This is a genomic window from Marininema mesophilum (assembly GCF_900106775.1).
In the GTDB taxonomy this organism is placed as follows: Bacteria; Bacillota; Bacilli; order Thermoactinomycetales; family DSM-45169; genus Marininema; species Marininema mesophilum.
Genome location: NZ_FNNQ01000004.1, coordinates 1 through 15,939, shown reverse-complemented (window position 1 = coordinate 15,939; position 15,939 = coordinate 1). Strand labels below are relative to the sequence as shown.

General features: G+C 46.1%; 17 protein-coding genes. 6 read left to right on the top strand and 11 right to left on the bottom strand.

Going from position 1 to position 15,939, the window contains the following annotated elements:
- Positions 1 to 123 precede the first annotated feature (123 nt).
- A complete protein-coding gene (locus tag BLV90_RS04870; RefSeq protein WP_091737118.1) occupies positions 124 to 321 on the bottom strand; it encodes a hypothetical protein in 198 nt (65 codons plus the stop codon).
- A 144-nt stretch (positions 322 to 465) separates the two neighbouring features.
- Between BLV90_RS04870 and BLV90_RS04865 the strand changes: the two genes are divergently transcribed.
- Positions 466 to 930, top strand: a complete 465-nt coding sequence (locus tag BLV90_RS04865; protein ID WP_091737114.1) for a cupredoxin domain-containing protein — start codon at positions 466 to 468, stop codon at positions 928 to 930.
- A gap of 197 nt (positions 931 to 1,127) precedes the next feature.
- The gene (locus BLV90_RS04860; RefSeq protein ID WP_091737111.1) at positions 1,128 to 1,553 is read left to right on the top strand and encodes a hypothetical protein; all 426 of its coding nucleotides are present in this window, start codon (positions 1,128 to 1,130) and stop codon (positions 1,551 to 1,553) included.
- Here the strand turns inward: BLV90_RS04860 and kynB are convergent.
- From kynB to kynA, 3 genes are read right to left on the bottom strand one after another with little or no spacing between them, the layout of a single operon-like run.
- Positions 1,550 to 2,176, bottom strand: a complete 627-nt coding sequence (kynB, locus tag BLV90_RS04855; RefSeq protein WP_091737108.1) for an arylformamidase — start codon at positions 2,174 to 2,176, stop codon at positions 1,550 to 1,552. The genes BLV90_RS04860 and kynB overlap by 4 nt on opposite strands.
- The gene (kynU, locus tag BLV90_RS04850; RefSeq protein ID WP_091737753.1) at positions 2,173 to 3,414 is read right to left on the bottom strand and encodes a kynureninase; all 1,242 of its coding nucleotides are present in this window, start codon (positions 3,412 to 3,414) and stop codon (positions 2,173 to 2,175) included. The genes kynB and kynU overlap by 4 nt, the downstream gene beginning before the upstream one ends.
- Positions 3,415 to 3,474: 60 nt before the next feature.
- Positions 3,475 to 4,347 carry a tryptophan 2,3-dioxygenase gene (gene kynA / locus BLV90_RS04845; RefSeq protein ID WP_091737106.1) on the bottom strand — a complete coding sequence of 291 codons (873 nt, stop codon included), beginning with the start codon at positions 4,345 to 4,347 and terminating at the stop codon, positions 3,475 to 3,477.
- Positions 4,348 to 4,538: 191 nt separating this feature from the next.
- On the opposite strand from kynA, the gene BLV90_RS04840 reads away from it, so the two are divergent.
- Both BLV90_RS04840 and BLV90_RS04835 read left to right on the top strand, forming a co-directional pair.
- The gene (locus BLV90_RS04840) at positions 4,539 to 5,039 is read left to right on the top strand and encodes a DinB family protein (RefSeq protein WP_091737103.1); all 501 of its coding nucleotides are present in this window, start codon (positions 4,539 to 4,541) and stop codon (positions 5,037 to 5,039) included.
- A gap of 395 nt (positions 5,040 to 5,434) precedes the next feature.
- Complete coding sequence (locus tag BLV90_RS04835; protein WP_091737100.1) at positions 5,435 to 6,088, top strand: hypothetical protein; 654 nt, start codon at positions 5,435 to 5,437, stop codon at positions 6,086 to 6,088.
- 103 nt (positions 6,089 to 6,191) lie between these two features.
- Here BLV90_RS04835 and BLV90_RS04830 read toward each other — a convergent pair whose 3' ends face one another.
- Both BLV90_RS04830 and BLV90_RS04825 read right to left on the bottom strand, forming a co-directional pair.
- On the bottom strand, positions 6,192 to 6,578 hold the full coding sequence (locus BLV90_RS04830) for a PaaI family thioesterase (RefSeq protein ID WP_091737750.1): 387 nt from the start codon (positions 6,576 to 6,578) through the stop codon (positions 6,192 to 6,194).
- A gap of 28 nt (positions 6,579 to 6,606) precedes the next feature.
- A complete protein-coding gene (locus tag BLV90_RS04825) occupies positions 6,607 to 7,461 on the bottom strand; it encodes an alpha/beta fold hydrolase (RefSeq protein ID WP_091737097.1) in 855 nt (284 codons plus the stop codon).
- A 143-nt stretch (positions 7,462 to 7,604) separates the two neighbouring features.
- Between BLV90_RS04825 and BLV90_RS04820 the strand changes: the two genes are divergently transcribed.
- Positions 7,605 to 8,891, top strand: coding sequence for a glycoside hydrolase family 18 protein (locus tag BLV90_RS04820; protein WP_091737094.1), 1,287 nt, complete (start codon positions 7,605 to 7,607; stop codon positions 8,889 to 8,891).
- A gap of 55 nt (positions 8,892 to 8,946) precedes the next feature.
- On the opposite strand, the gene BLV90_RS04815 is transcribed toward BLV90_RS04820, so the two are convergent.
- From BLV90_RS04815 to BLV90_RS04795, 5 genes are all read right to left on the bottom strand, one after another.
- Complete coding sequence (locus BLV90_RS04815; RefSeq protein WP_245726252.1) at positions 8,947 to 10,026, bottom strand: CaiB/BaiF CoA transferase family protein; 1,080 nt, start codon at positions 10,024 to 10,026, stop codon at positions 8,947 to 8,949.
- 138 nt (positions 10,027 to 10,164) lie between these two features.
- Positions 10,165 to 11,313, bottom strand: a complete 1,149-nt coding sequence (locus tag BLV90_RS04810) for a thiolase family protein (protein WP_091737086.1) — start codon at positions 11,311 to 11,313, stop codon at positions 10,165 to 10,167.
- A gap of 30 nt (positions 11,314 to 11,343) precedes the next feature.
- Positions 11,344 to 12,186: a 3-hydroxyacyl-CoA dehydrogenase family protein gene (locus BLV90_RS04805; protein ID WP_245726262.1), complete on the bottom strand. Its 843-nt coding sequence runs from the start codon at positions 12,184 to 12,186 to the stop codon at positions 11,344 to 11,346.
- A 68-nt stretch (positions 12,187 to 12,254) separates the two neighbouring features.
- Positions 12,255 to 13,418 carry an acyl-CoA dehydrogenase family protein gene (locus BLV90_RS04800; protein WP_091737083.1) on the bottom strand — a complete coding sequence of 388 codons (1,164 nt, stop codon included), beginning with the start codon at positions 13,416 to 13,418 and terminating at the stop codon, positions 12,255 to 12,257.
- A gap of 133 nt (positions 13,419 to 13,551) precedes the next feature.
- Positions 13,552 to 15,084 (bottom strand): long-chain-fatty-acid--CoA ligase, encoded by a 1,533-nt coding sequence (locus BLV90_RS04795; RefSeq protein WP_177167901.1) that lies wholly within the window; start codon positions 15,082 to 15,084, stop codon positions 13,552 to 13,554.
- 193 nt (positions 15,085 to 15,277) lie between these two features.
- Here BLV90_RS04795 and BLV90_RS04790 point away from each other — a divergent pair, with 193 nt between their 5' ends.
- Positions 15,278 to 15,856 (top strand): VanZ family protein, encoded by a 579-nt coding sequence (locus BLV90_RS04790; protein WP_091737078.1) that lies wholly within the window; start codon positions 15,278 to 15,280, stop codon positions 15,854 to 15,856.
- Positions 15,857 to 15,939 lie beyond the last annotated feature (83 nt).

The following is a 15,939-nucleotide window of genomic DNA, read 5'->3' as shown; positions in this document are numbered from 1 at the left end:
ATAAACCCTCCTGCTCTGTACGCTGTACGGTCGACCATATCGAACGAACTTCTTGATGTCATTTTTCAGTATAGCACTCTTTCGATTGGACGAAAATACCACATTCCTGCTACTACCTTATTCTCATGCTTCAGCAGCCAAAATTCCACTCCTCAGAAAACGGCGACAAGCTCTTCGCTCTCTACACCAAGCCAAGAGATCATAATCTGTCAGATGTAAGATACGAACTTTCCGTACTGTTATCTTACCCTCATCATCTAAATAAATGAGGCGAATATCCCTCTCATCACGAACAGCCCATTTTAATAAGAGATCCGTCATGGTTGCCCCCTTATATAAGAACGTTTGTTCTTATATTATGCAGAAAGAGGAGCATCATGTCACCCTCTGGATCAAAATTAAAAAGGGTTAATATCCTCCTAATCCGGCGAAACTGAACACAAAAAAAGAAAAGGAAGATGTTCAATGACGATATCACGGCAATGGCTGATTCTCAGCATCGCTTTCGCCCTTGTTTTGATTGTTACCTCTACACTTCTTCCCGTACCCTGGTTTGAAGGAAAGACCGTTCTACAACAATTCTCCCCTCCATCAGGAACAACACAAACCTTTCACCTGATCACAACGGAATACACCACCAAAGTAAATGGGAAGAAACTTGAAGTATACCGCTGGAATCCTGACACGATCATCGTCCATAAAGGGGACCAAGTAAAGTTGGTCCTTCATGGCATCCATGGGAAGGAACATCAATGGTCTCTCCAGGATTTTAACCGTTCAGGAACGATCCATAAGGGGAAAACCTCAGAAGTCTCTTTTACAGCAAACAAGGTGGGCACCTTTGCATTGGTCTGCCACAATCATCAAACCCCCACATCCAATGGGCCGATGACGGCCTACATCACTGTATTGGATTCAGTTAAAAAATAATCGATAGCTTGCCGTACCTAAGAACGGGCATATTCCCCAGGACAAATGCCGCCTCAAGCTTCCCTTCAGGAGAATAAAGTATCGGGACACGAGATCCTCTCTTCCCCCTCTTCAAGACGGAGAGGGGTTTTCTTATGTTCGCGTCCTTTTTTCCATGGTATAGTACAAACAACTTGGAACATGAAAGGAGACCTATAATGAACCTTCATTTCTCTACTCAGCACCAATACGTCTTTATTCACGAAAATGTAAAGCACCTTTTCCTCCTGTGGCCGAAGGAGAATAAACGGCAACTTTTTATCGCTGAAGAGCAAGGAGAGGACCTACTCCTTCTCACCCACCCTGGAGAAACGTATGAAGAGATGGTACTCGCCCAGGTGGAACCTTATTTTTTTCAGCGATTGGTGACGGGCGATGACACGTTATCCGCCGTTCTTGGTGCAACCCTTCGGATACAAACAAAACTATATGGTCTCTTCTATGACCGGGATAGTAGCACAGGGACCTACTTTTTTGAGTTAGCAGAAGATGAATTGCGAGATATCCCAGAGGTAGACTATGAAAATATCGCCCGCACCTTCCTCGAAGAGTTTCCAGAATATATCGCTAACGAAGACGTTTAAATTTGACGCAAGACGGCTCGCACAGGGCTCCCATCAGCACCTTCTAATGCGAGGGGAAAGGCAAAGAGTTCGTATTCCCCTGGCTCCACATGATCCAACACCACACCCTCCAAAATATAAACCCCATAGTAGGCAAGCGCATGGTGAGCGGGTAAATCTTTGCTATCCAATGAATCTACCGAAGGAATATCTATGCCCAAAAGACAAATACCCCGCTCCTGCAACCATGGAGCAAGCTCTGGAGCTACAGGGGGTATCCACTCAGGAAATCCTCCCCGGTCTGGCCAAGCCTTTGTGTGGAGAAGTAAACGCTCCGCCCCTTCTACCTTTTCATTGGCTAATGCTTCAGGACTGATCACCTTTGTCCCTTCTGGCAGACGTATCACTTTTGCTCGTCCCCCATATACGGAAATATCCAAATCTGAAACCCGCTTGCCATCATCATCAAAGTGATAGGGAGCATCAATATGGGTTCCTGTATGGAGACTCATGGTCAGGCTCCCTACATTGACAGATCCCGTCACCGATTTATGATGGGCTGTTTCACAAATAAAGCCCGTATCCCCAGGCCAGATTGGAATATCCTTCGTTAAAGGTTGCGAAATATCGATCCACTTCGTCATGCGACTACTCCTCTCTCCTTTTTATATCCTTCGTATTCCTTATTTTCCATGATTGCCTTCAACCGCTCTACAGCTTCCCACACCTCGATGTAGGAAGTATATAAGGCCATCGGTGCAAGACGAATCACATTGGGTGCTCGATAATCAGGAATTACCCCACGAGCTTTTAATGCTTTACAAATCCGCACAGCCTCTTTATGGATCAGGCAAATATGACCACCCCGGCGCGTATCCTCTAGTGGGTTTCCAAAGGAAAAGTCCATATCCGCCAACTGAGTGTCTACGAGGTTCATCAGATAGCGGGTCAACAAGAGTGACTTTTTCCTCAATTCATCGATCCCCGCCTCATGGAATATCTCTAGCGAACCAAGTAAAGGCGCTAGACTAAGTACATGGGGTGTGCCGATTTGAAATGCCCCTGCATGGGAAGCGGGTTGCAAAGTGTGATCCATGTCAAATTGAACATCCTTCGCAGAACCAAACCAACCCGCCAATCCTGGGAACTGTCCATGATGGCGCTGATTTACATATAAGCCCCCTACACTACCTGGACCAGCATTTACGTACTTGTAATTGCACCAAAAAGCAAAATCCACGCCCCACTCCGATAAGTGATGGGGAATCGCCCCAATGGAATGACATAAATCAAAACCGATCAAAATTCCACGCTCATGTGCCGCCTTTGTCAAGCGTTCCATATTAAGAATCTGTCCACTCCGGTAAAGGACCGAGGGCAACACAATGATCGCTACCTCATCCGTCATAGCCTCGATCAGCGCTTCCTCCTCTACTACCTGACCATCTTTGCTCTCAACTTGAATCAACCCTTCTGCTAACTCCAATCCATGGAGCTTCACATGGCTCTTCATCGCATAGATATCCGAGGGAAACGTCAACGCATCCGCCACAATCTTGATCCGTTTCCCCTCTGGCTGATAAAACGTAGCTAGGAGCTGGTGCAAATTGACCGTTGTTGAACCTGTAGCAATCACTTCCTTTGGTGTGGCACCCACCAGGGGAGCAAGTTGAGCTCCCAATTGTTCAGAGAGATGAAACCAGGGGTGCTTTCCATCAGTCCATCCATCAATCCCACGCTCACGCCAGGAGGATAACATTTCTAGTAACGAATTCTCCGCTCGCCGTGATAATAAACCCAAAGAATTGCCATCTAGGTAGATCGATCCCTTTTTTAAATAAAACTCTTCACGAAATCGAGCTAAGCCATCTCTTTGATCCATCTCTTCTGCCCATGCACGTGTAGGCTTGATGTCATGTTTCACCCTATTTACCCCTCCCCCTCATAACTGGGTACGCAAATTCCACAACTCTGGGAAGAAGCGATGATCTAGTACCCGCTTTAGATACATCACCCCTGAAGAACCGCCCGTACCCCTTTTATAGCCAATGATCCTCTCGACCGTCTTCAGATGATTGTATCGCCATCGTTGTTGCCGATCTTCCACATCAACGAGCTTCTCCGCCAGCTCATAAAGATCCCAATATTTGTCCACATTGCGATAGACTGTCAGCCACGCCGCCTCGACACTCGCATCTGCCGTAGTATCTTCAGAGAAGTCTCTTTGTAGACGCGCTGGATCGATAGGAAGCCCTCGCTCAGCTAACACTTTTATCGAAACATCGTACAAGCTTGGTTGATAAAGCGCTTTCTTTAATCGACTATGTAACTCTGGTTGATGCGCGTATACACTTAGCACTTTTTGATTTTTATGACCCAAGCAAAACTCGATCAATCGATTCTGCCAGGATTGAAACCCGGAGGAGTGACCCAAATGATCACGAAATTCCATATATTCAGTAGGTGTCAAGGTGGATAAAACATCCCAGGATTGAATGAGTTGTTCCTGTACTCGGGCAACACGAGCCAACATCTTAAAGGCAGGCTCCAACTCCCCACCAGCAATACTAGCAGTGGCCGCTTCCAATTCATGAAGGATCAATTTCATCCATAGTTCGCTCGTCTGGTGAATGACAATGAACAGCATCTCATCATGATGCTCCGATAGTCGTTTTTGACTCGACAAGATGCTATCTAACCCAAGATAATCTCCATAGGTCATATCATTCTTAAAATTCGTATGAATTCCAGCATCCACCGGCTTCCTTTTCTCTGATTGGTTTTCTATCTGTGATTCGTTTTCCGCTTGAGACATCTTTCTCCCTCCATTCTCACCCCACTCAATGTTTCAAAATCAGCATACACGATCATTCCGCTCTGTGCACAATAATTAATTTTAAAAATGATACCTTCTACCACCCAAACTAAAATTGCTATATACTATTAAAGAACACAGACAAACTTTTTTCTCAAAATCCTTACCCATTTTATGAAGGAGTGATCTTCATGAGCCAATCGTTCCTCATTCAACATTTACTATTTACACGTGATATCACCATAGCTACTTTAGCCAGTACAAGTGAAGAAATTGCAGACGTCATCCCTAAAACTTCAACCAACAATATCCGTTGGCACCTCGGCCATATCCTTGTCACCCAAGATCAACTTTTATTCGGTAAATTACAAGAAAACTCTGGAATTCCCGAGCATTACATTGCCCTTTTCGGGAGAGATACTAGCCCCTCCAATTGGAAAGAAACAGGTGGAGTACCCTCTTTAAAAGAACTACACACTCTTCTAGATTCCCAGAAAGATCGGATCACCAATGCTTTTAATGATCAATTAGAAAAACCTCTACCGAAACCCTTCACGGTTAAATCATATACCATCGAGACTTTCGGTCACATGGTAGCCTTTGCTACTTGGCATGAGGGATACCACCATGGATTTATCAATGGCTTAAAGCGTGCGGTCAATGAAAAAAACCTGTGGCCAGCTAAGGCATAAATTCTCTCCTCTATCCAATAAAGCAACCTACTAGGACTCCCAAAACTTATCTTTTTTACATATCAGAATTCCAATATTGAATCATCAAGGACCATTCTAAAAATCAGATCCTTATCAACAAACACCCTCATCTCAAAAAATAATTAGAGGGTGTTTGTTTTTTCTTTATTGAGCACACAATAAAACGAACCCTCGACCCTACCATCTAGTAAACACGGACCATCCTTCCCAATTATCTTACCGACTCTTTGCATCACCAGCTATTTAAATCCCACTCACTTGTAAGGGTAGGGGGCTTTGCTTGCTCATTTACGTTTAGTACATCTTGAGTGCACGTGCGATTCGTACGATATCGATGTGTTTCACCATCACTATTTTCGTAGGAGGGTTTCAAGATGAAAAAGAAGATCATAGCACTATCTCTAGTAGGTGCCCTAGCCCTTGCTGGTGCTTTAGGGAACTACATCGCCTTCGCCGATTCACCTGCCACCATCAAAGAAGGGATAAGTAAACCTCAATACCAAGGATATAAGCACCGTCCCTGTGCCTTTTCACCCGATGAGCTCAAAAAGAAGGCAAACGAACTAGGCATTAGCACAAAGGGGAAATCCACGGATCAACTCCGCAAAGAAGTTTTTCACGCATTACTTCTTAAAGAAGCAAAACGCCTAAACATCCAAACCGATGGAAAATCCTACAAAGAAATTCGTAAAGAAGTACATTTCAAATACCTAGAACAAGAAGCAAAGAGACTAGGGATTGACACCAAGGGAAAATCCATCAACGATTTACGCAATGCGATTCGTAATCAATACCTTCACGATCAGGCTAAAAAACTAGGGATTGATACCAAAGGGAAAACGATCAAAGAGATTCACAAAGCCGTCCGCACCAAACAACTCTATAATGACGCAAAAAGATTGGGCATCGACACGAAAGGGAAATCCATCGAAGAGATCCGAAAAGCAGTACGTAAAGCCGAACCACAAAGTAAACACATTAGAAAAGAGCTTCGACCCATGATTGATGGAGATACACCTCAAGATTAATTGATGTAATGCTGATCGAGAGTCAATAAAATAGCGGAGAAGGGCAGAGCGTTTTCAGCCCCTTCTCCGCTATTTTAGTTAGGTGCGTTTTGTCCCCTATTGATTATTTCGAATTCGGCACGATGGCCATCGTGCAGCGGGAAATGCAGATCAGTTTCTCTTGCTCATCGCGGATTTTAACATCCCACACCATCGTTTTTTTGCCTTTATGTAATGGAGTGGCTTCGGCGGTAACAATGCCATCACGTTTGGGTCGGAGATGATTGGCGTTGATCTCCAATCCAACTGCTAGTTCGTTCTCTTGATCACAGTTGAGCCAAGCACCGATACTTGCTGCGGTTTCTGCTAAAGCAACCGATGCTCCTCCATGTAAGATACCATAGGGTTGGTGATGGCGACTTTCCACAGGCATGGTCATTACTACACGATCTTTTTCCAATTCAACTGATTCAATTCCCAGTGTCTCCATTAACGTATCCGTAACTCGCATGTTATCCATCGGTTTTCACTCCTCTGTGTTATGCAGGAAAGAACTCTCGTACTGCTTCTATAAAGTGCTTTGGCTCCTCTAGAAAGGGCCAATGACCTGATTGTTCAAAAACGACTAAATCTTTACTTGGCAAATAGGGAAATAAGGTCTCAGTTAAGTCCTCAGGTGTGATGAGATCCCATTTCCCTTGGATTACTCGCAGGGGGAGCCCCTTTAATCCATGGAGCTTTTCCCTAAGATCAAAATGGGTAGAAATATCGGTCCACATTCTATCATGAACCTTTTCATTCACCTTTGACTCAGTCAATCGAGTTAGATTACTACGTTCATAGACATACCATGGAAAAATAATCTCTTTCTCCAGTTCATGGTATCTTTCTAATCCTAGCGCATCTTTCTCGGATTCGAGGCGAGCCATTACCTTCTGCTCCTCTGGCGACATCCGTTGTTGGAGATTCACGATAAACCGATGAAGATCCTTTCCTTGAACTCCCACTGCCGATACCAATAATAATCTACGCACTCGCTCTGGGTATTGGCTAGCGTAGAGTAGGCCAAGCATCGTCCCCCAGGATTGGCCGAGCAAATTCATCTTATCCCAGCCCTTTTCTCTCCGTAAGGCCTCTAACGTTTCTACTTCACGCATCATGGTATAAAGAGATGGATCATTCACTTGCTGAGATTGGCCGCATCCTCGTTGATCGTAGAAGAAGATCTCATGGGTTTCTGCCAAGGGAAGAACGTGGGGAAGAAAATAGCGATGTTCATCTCCCGGTCCCCCATGGAGAAACACGATCGTCTCACCTTCTCCATAGGATTCTGAGTGAATGGTGCAATCAAGTAGTTGAAGCTTTTCTGTAACGTGCTTTTTTAATTGTTCCATGATGGATTCACTCCTCACCTCACTAAATCTCAACTTCAACAAAGAACATTCATCACTATCGGTTCAAGCTGTTCCCCTATATTCACCTTGCGCCCACCCAGTGAATATTTTATCTGGAATCTGTCTGGGAACGGAGGATAACGATGCAAATCGTAACGGTACACAAAGGGGATACCGTCTGGGAAATTGCCAATCGCTTTGGAGTTCGTCCCGCCGATGTGATCCGGGTTAACGGACTCAATGAAAAAGCTGATCTTGTCATTGGCCAATCCCTAGTCGTTCCCACCCTCTCTGGAGTACACGTCGTCCAATCAGGGGACACCTTTTGGTCCATTGCTCAGCAATATCATGTAACAGTAGAAGCTCTACAAAAATTGAACTACACCGTCAACCCACAAATGCTCTCCCCGGGAACGCGCATTTATCTTCCCCAACGTATTAAACGAACAATCGAGTCCAATGGTTACTTACAACCCAGCACTGTCGATCGGGATCAACAGATTGTTCGAGAGACAAACATGGATCTCACTTATTTCACATTATTTAGTTATCAGGTACAGCCCAATGGTCACTTTAAACCCCTCAAAGATTCGCCTACACTCAAGGCGATCAATAAGACCAAGTCGACACCGATGGTTTCTATCACCAACTTTACCGAGGGCAACTTCTCCCCCGAGGTAGCACACAGTATCTTTACCAAACGCCAAGTACGAGAGCGATTGATTGCCAATGTTATTAACTTGATGCGAATCAAGGGGTATCAAGCATTAAACATCGATTTTGAAAATCTACGTGAAGATGATCGAGACGCCTATACCCAGTTCATTCAACTTATTACTCAGCGGGTAAAGCGAGCACGGAGTTCTTATCTCGTCTCCACTGCTCTTGCTCCCAAAACAAGTGCTGAACAAAAAGGAGCGTGGTATACGGCTCACGATTATCCAGCTCATGGACGAATCGTTGATTTCGTCATTTTAATGACCTACGAATGGGGCTGGTCGGGAGGAGCTCCGATGGCAGTCTCCCCTATTCCCCAAATGCGTAAGGTGCTAGATTACGCAACTCAGGTCATCCCTCCCAATAAAATTTTGATGGGAGGTTCCATATACGGATATGATTGGACCCTCCCCTATGTAAAAGGCGGCCCCTTTGCCAAAACCCTTAGCCCTCAAGGAGCTGTCAATCTCGCTCGTGTGAAAGGAGCTGAGATTCATTATGATCAAAACGCAGAAGCGCCTTACTTCCATTATTACGACGGGCAAAAGAAAGAACACGTCGTCTGGTTTGAAGATGCACGCAGCATCCAGGCCAAGTTCGACCTCATCCGAGAGTATCGTCTTCGTGGGATCAGCTACTGGCTCCTTGGCAGAGAATTCCCGCAAAATTGGACCCTACTTACCGACAACTTCAATATTCGTAAGCTTCGCTAGCACCAAGAGATCCACCCTCCCGGAAGCTATACCCGGAATGGGGTGGATCTTTAAATTAACGAAAGGCTCCACCTTTTTGCCACTCTTGCATCTGAGAGTCAGAAGTATTCAGCCATTCTGTTAAAACACCTTCAGTATCCTGTCCCAACACAGTAGGTGCATCGATGCCTTCTGAGAAGGAAGGGATTCCTGGATGCTCCTGCCGTTCGCCTACTTCCAATACAGGAGTGAGACAACAATCCGTCAACAGGCCAAACTGCGTCCATTCCTTTCGTGTACGACTAGCGAAGGTGCGACACACCTCACGATAGATTTCATTTTCCTCATGAGGCGATGTATACTGTGCATCGATCCAGTGAGGCTGATCCAAGCCCTCACAAAAGTTACGCCAAAATTTTGGCTCCAGAGCAGCTATTGCTATCCACTTATCATCCTTCGTCTGATAGAGACCATAGGAGAGAAGGCTTCCACCTAACAGCGCCACCCCATTTTGTTGGCCGGTCTCTCTCCAGATCATGTCATGGGTACCCATCAATCCTAGCATCGCATGCGTCAAACTTAGGTGAAGATGCGCACCTCTTCCGTGAGCCCGCCGCTGATAAAGTGCAGCCAAAATGGATTCCGTAGCGGTCACTCCACCAACCAAGTCCGCAAGTAGGATCGTCGGGTGGATTGGTTTTCCCTGCTCCTTAAACTGGGCCAGCATACCACTTAGCGCCATGTAATTTAGATCATGGCTCCCCAAGTGACCCACCTCACCTTCTGGATCATACCCAGTCAAGGAAGCGTAAATCACTGTCGGGTTCCTAGCTATGATGGATTCATACCCCAATCCAAGCCGATCCATCACACCCGGCCGAAAACTCTCCAAGATCACATCTGCCTGCTGAGCGAGTCGTTGAGCGACCTGTCTTCCAGCCATATTTTTCAGATCGAGGCACACACTCTTTTTCCCTCGATTGTTGGCAAGAAAAACGAGACCATTCTCTCCTTTTTTCTCACCAGCATAGCGTGCAGGATCTCCACTGGGTGGCTCCACCTTCACTACATCCGCACCACGCTCAGCCAGGCGCATACCTGCGAAGGGACCCGGAAGATTCTGCGTAAAATCAAGCACACGGATGCCTTGTAGCATCACGGACCCCTCCTAACCTGCAACTATTGCTTATCGGTCACTCACTCATAACCTATGCACCCAACAAAGGCATCAGCTACAATGACTACGAAATTTCTCAACTACTCCTTTCCTACCACTCTCTGCTCCTCAATAAGCCTATAAACGCTCAATCACTGCCGCTGTAGACATCCCATGACCAATGCAGATCGTAAGTAATCCATATCGCCCTTTGATACGCTCTAACTCATGCAGAAGGGTAGTCATCAATTTTGCCCCTGTAGCCCCGAGGGGATGGCCAAGAGCAATAGCCCCCCCGTTTACATTGACCCGTGAGAGATCGGCACCCAGCTCCTTTTGCCATGCAAGGATAACAGGGGCAAAGGCTTCGTTGATCTCTACCCGATCAATCTGATCCAATGTAAGTCCTGCTTTTTGAAGTACTTTTCGTGTAGCAGGAATCACACCATCCAGCATCATCGTCGGATCTGAACCGATGACCACTTGCTTAAGAATCCGAGCCCGCGGACGGATACCCATCCCTTCCGCTCGCTCTCGATCCATGAGTAGTACAGCCGCGGCTCCATCGCTCATCTGACTGGCATTTCCTGCAGTGATGAGGCCATCTTCTTTAAACACAGGTTTCAATGTTGCCAGCTTTTCTAGGGATGTATCGGCGCGCGGCCCTTCATCCTGGGTGATCTTGATAGATTGACCATCTTGATCTTCACCCATCACCGGCATTACTTCATCTTCAAACCGCCCTGTGCGAATAGCGGTCAATGCCCGCTGATGACTCTCGAAGGAATACGCATCAACTTCTTCCCGAGTCATGCCATACTTCTCCGCGATCCGTTCTGCGGATAACCCTTGATGGATGAATTCGTATTGTTCCGCAAGTGTTCCAGGGATGGTGCTTCCATCTCCATCACTCCCTATGGGGACAAGGGTCATATTTTCTACACCTGCACCAATGGTAATATCCATATCCCCAGAGCGAATCTCCTGGGCAGCAAAATGGATCGCTTGTTGCCCTGAGCCGCACATCCGATTGATTTGAACCGCGGGAACTTCGATAGGAAAGCCAGCCCGAAGAGCGGATAATCGACCAATATTGTACCCTTGTTCTTTTAATGGAGAGACACACCCCATCACGATATCCTCAACATCACCCTTTTCTACTCCTGCTCGCCGGATAACTTCTTCCAAAGCCTGTGCACCCAATTCTACGGGATGCACATTGCGAAAACATCCTTTTCTTCTTCCTACAGCTGTACGAACAGCTCCTACGATGACCACTTCTCTCATGGTGTACGACCCCTTTCTCTAGGTTGATGCTTATTTTTTAGCCGAGACCGTTTCCGGCTTCTTTGTATAATCATAAAATCCTTTCCCCGTCTTCCGACCCAAATGGCCAGCTTCTACTAACTTTCGAAGGGTTTGAGGGGCACGGAATCGATCTCCATAGGCTTCTACCATTCCATCGCTAGCAAATAACATGGTATCGAGCCCAACGTAGTCTGCTAATTCAAAGGGACCCATTGGATAATTAAGTCCAAGTCGAACCGCTTTATCGATATCCTCCGCAGAAGCAACACCTTCTTCTAATATCCGCATACACTCCAGCATATGGGCGGAGATCGCCCGGGAGGTGACAAAACCTTGGACATCCTTCACCACAACGGTCTCTTTACCCGCTTGCTCTGAAACTTGCATAATCATCTCGATGGTTTCCTGCGAGGTATCTGTACCCCGTACAATTTCAACTAAGCGCATGACAGGAGGAGGGTTAAACCAATGCATCCCCACAACTCTTTCTGGACGAGTCGTGGCAGAGGCGATGGCCGTTACAGATAGCTCAGATGTATTGGTTGCTAAGATAGCATCGGGTCTGGTAAAACGATCGAGGTCATGGAAAATCTGCTTTTTCAACTCCATATTCTCAGGGGCTGCTTCCACTACAAGATCAACTTCACGAAGGGCCGTTTCCATATCCGTGAAACCGGTAATCCTGCTCCGCACTTCTTCAGCTTCTTTTTCTGTAAGATGCTTTGCTTTCACAAAACGGGAAAGGCTCTTTTCAATCCCAGCAAAGCCTTTGTTCAAGGCTTCCTCTGCCACGTCACAAAGATGAATCTCATATCCAGGAGTAGCAAGCGCCTGCGCAATCCCACTGCCCATCAACCCAGCACCAACCACGGCTATACGTCGAATATTCACATGGATCTCTCCTTTTCATGAGTGAATGCTCATTCAAACAATGGGATACCTTTTTGCAAACCCTTAGCGATAATCCCCTTCATCACTTCGGTAGTTCCTGCGTAAATCGAAGTAACTGCGATATCCCGATAGCGACGGGCGATGGGGTACTCCTCCATGTAACCATATCCCCCATGAAGCTGCATACACTTCGCAGCAATTTCCTTTGCTTTTTCGCTAATCCACCATTTGGCCATGGACACCTTTTGTTCGATGGACTGCCCAGCCATATGCTCTTTGATCAGCGTGTCTACAAAGGTACGTCCCAACTGGATCTCCGTTGCCATCTCAGCCAATAAGAACTGGGTGTTTTGAAAATGTACAAGTGGACGACCAAAAACCTTGCGACTACCTACATATTCCGCCGTCATGCGAAACATCTCTTCTGCTGCCACTTGAGCGGTAATTGCCACAACCAGACGCTCTTGCTGCAATTGTTGCATCAGATAACGAAATCCTGCACCCTCTTGCCCGAGCAAATTGGTTGCAGGCACCTGACAATCTTCAAAAATTAATTCTGCTGTATCTTGGCTATGAAGACCGATCTTATCTAACTTTCTTCCACGGGAAAAGCCAGGAGTATCCTTTTCCACTATAAGTAGACTTACCCCGTGATGAGCAGGCTCCGCGCTAAGGTCAGTTTTACAAGCAACAATAATGAGGTCTGCATGAATACCATTGGAGATAAAGGTCTTCTGACCATTTAAAAGATAGTGATCCCCTTCGCGTTTGGCTGTTGTTGTGATGGCTGCCAAGTCAGACCCTGTCCCCGGCTCGGTCATCGCCACGGCGGTAATCGTCTCCCCTGTCAGACAACCGGGGAGCCATCGCTCTTTCTGCTCTTCGGTTGCATACCGCTCAATATAGGGAACTACGATATCACTGTGTAGGCCCACACCCATCAAACCGGAGGCTACCTTTTCCAATTCCTCTTGAATCACAACGGAAAAAGCAAAATCAGCACCCATCCCACCATACTTCTCCTCTACGGATGGACAAAGATATCCTTCTTCCCCAAGCTTCTGCCAAAACTCCCGTGGGATTAAGCGATTGGCCTCCCACTCATCCATATAGGGGACTGCCTCCCGCTCCAAGAAGCGGCGAAAGGCCTGTCGAAGGATCTGATGCTCTTGGGTGAATAACCCCCGTTCCATCCTACTCCTCCTTTAAATACCGTTGATCCTGCGTCTATGTGACACATTATTCGGACATATATCACTTGCGTAAGCGCTTGCAAAAAAATGAGGTTCCTTAGTGCACTCTCCGAGTCTGTCCTGCCCAATATTTTTAGCGTAGGCTTCGTTTTAAGATCTTCCCAGCTCCCGATTTAGGCAAATTAGTGACAAATTCAACGGATTTAGGCACCTTATAACCAGCTAAAGAAGGGCGACAAAATTGGATCAATTTTTTTTCATTCAGAGGTGAACCCTCTCGTTTCACAATCACCGCAAGAACACGTTCTCCCCATTCCTGATCAGGAATGCCCACGACAGCGGCCTCTAGCACATCAGGGTGGGTATAGAGTACATTTTCTACTTCCACCGAATAGATGTTTTCTCCACCTGAAATAATGATATCCTTTTTGCGGTCGACAATATAGTAATAGTTTTCTTCATCCCGCCTTGCCATATCTCCTGTGAAATACCAACCATCTTGTAAGACACGATCCGTCTCATCTGGCATGTTCCAATACCCTTTCATGATATTGGGACCACGCGCCGCGATCTCCCCTACTACGCCTACGGGCACTTCCTTTCTTTCCGAATCCACAATCTTCATTTCTACACCGGTAATTGCCTTCCCACAGGAAGCAAGTAAGCCCTCACGATCCGTACCTAATACCTGATGATCCTTTGGTGCTAACGTGGTAAGCACTGGAGAGGCCTCGGACATTCCATACGCTTGCTGAAATTCCACATCAGGTAACATTTGAAATGCTTTTTTCAGCACTTCTACAGGCATCGGAGAAGCACCATAAAGAATCCTTTGTATAGAGGATAGATCGTAGTTTGAAGACTCCAGTGATTGGAGAAGAGAGTGAATCATGGTTGGCACCAACAACACCGTGTTGGGACGATCTCTTTGTACCACCTGCATAAATTCACGTGGCCGAAAAACTCTTAGGTGGGAATGGGTCCCTCCAACAAGTGTCACAGCGAAGGTCGACGCCCCATCAGCTAAATGGAACATCGGCCCGGCGTGAAGATAATGGGTGTTACTGTCATAACCGGAGGCTAGCAATATATGCCATGCGTTGGATACTAGATTACGATGAGAGAGCATTACCCCCTTGGGACGCCCTGTTGTTCCTCCAGTGTAGAAAAGACCCGCTGTATCTCTCTCTTCCACCCCTTCATAGGTAAGAGGTTCTCTAATGTGAGATTGAATCAAGTGTTCATAGGGAAGCGTATTCCCTGTCTCCTCACCCCGATCTTCCGCAAGGACAAAGCGCCGAATGGAATCCACTTTACTTTGTAAAATTGTAACTACGGGTAGAAACTCCCGGGAGATAAACACCATTTTCGGTTCCGAATCCTGTAAAATTAGCGTCCACTCAGGAATTGAAAGGCGAACATTTAATGGGACAACAATCGCTCCCAAGGCGGTAACAGCATAAAAAAGCTCCAAATAACGAAAATCATTCAACATTAATAACGCTATTCGGTCTCCTTTGCCAATCTCGCAATCCCGTAGTGCGCCTTTTAACTGGCTGACCCGATCATGAAGCTCCTGATAGGTGAGAGTAAATTCTCCATCGAAGACGGCAGCCTGTGAGGCTCGGTTGTGCGCAGAGGTCAGCAAACCCTTTGTCAGGATCAAATATACCCACCCGCCTTCCCCAATCTTATGGACATCCCCTTCCCTCTTACATATTCAGTCTCTAAACCAGCATTTCCTGCCATTGAAAGGTTTTCATATAAAGAGATGAAAAAATGTTCCATTGGACATCCGAAAGTAAGATCTTTATAATGATATAAACATTAATTATAGATAAGGTAGGAATGACACAGATATGGAGCTCACTTTTAATCCATTATTTTCAATACCAATCCTATTAATCTATCTATCCTTCGCGTTCTTAACGAAGTGGGGAAAACGCCACTCACTTGGAGGTCATCTTCTCCATCTAAGTTTCATTCTTTATCTTATTGTCATTGTAGCATTAACCTTTTTTCCGATCCCACTGGATCATTCGGGCTCCTCTTACAATATTACTAAAAACTCATGGGTTCCCTTTCATAGTACGAAGGACATACTCCGTTACGCTAGTCCCAAGTTCGCTCTCACTCAAGTTGGAGGAAATCTAGCACTCTTTCTTCCCTTTGGATTTATGCTTCCTTGGATCTCACCCTGGTGGAATCACTTACCCCGCACCATTCTTCTATCATTTGGGATCGCTCTTGGTATCGAATTTCTTCAACTAACCATCACATTATCTGTCCACACCAACTACCGCAGTTTTGATGTGGATGACATTGGACTCAATACTATAGGGGCTTTATTGGGAGCACTACTCTATCGGCTAATCCCCACAAAACGAATACATAAGGAGATTGACACTCCTATGGCTGAAGCCGAATGGGATTCTTGAGTCGTTAGCGTCCGCAATCCGTTTCCGTTTTGGACAACGCTCAAGTTCAGGGGTGTGTCATCACCCCATCCTGTACAGTTAGA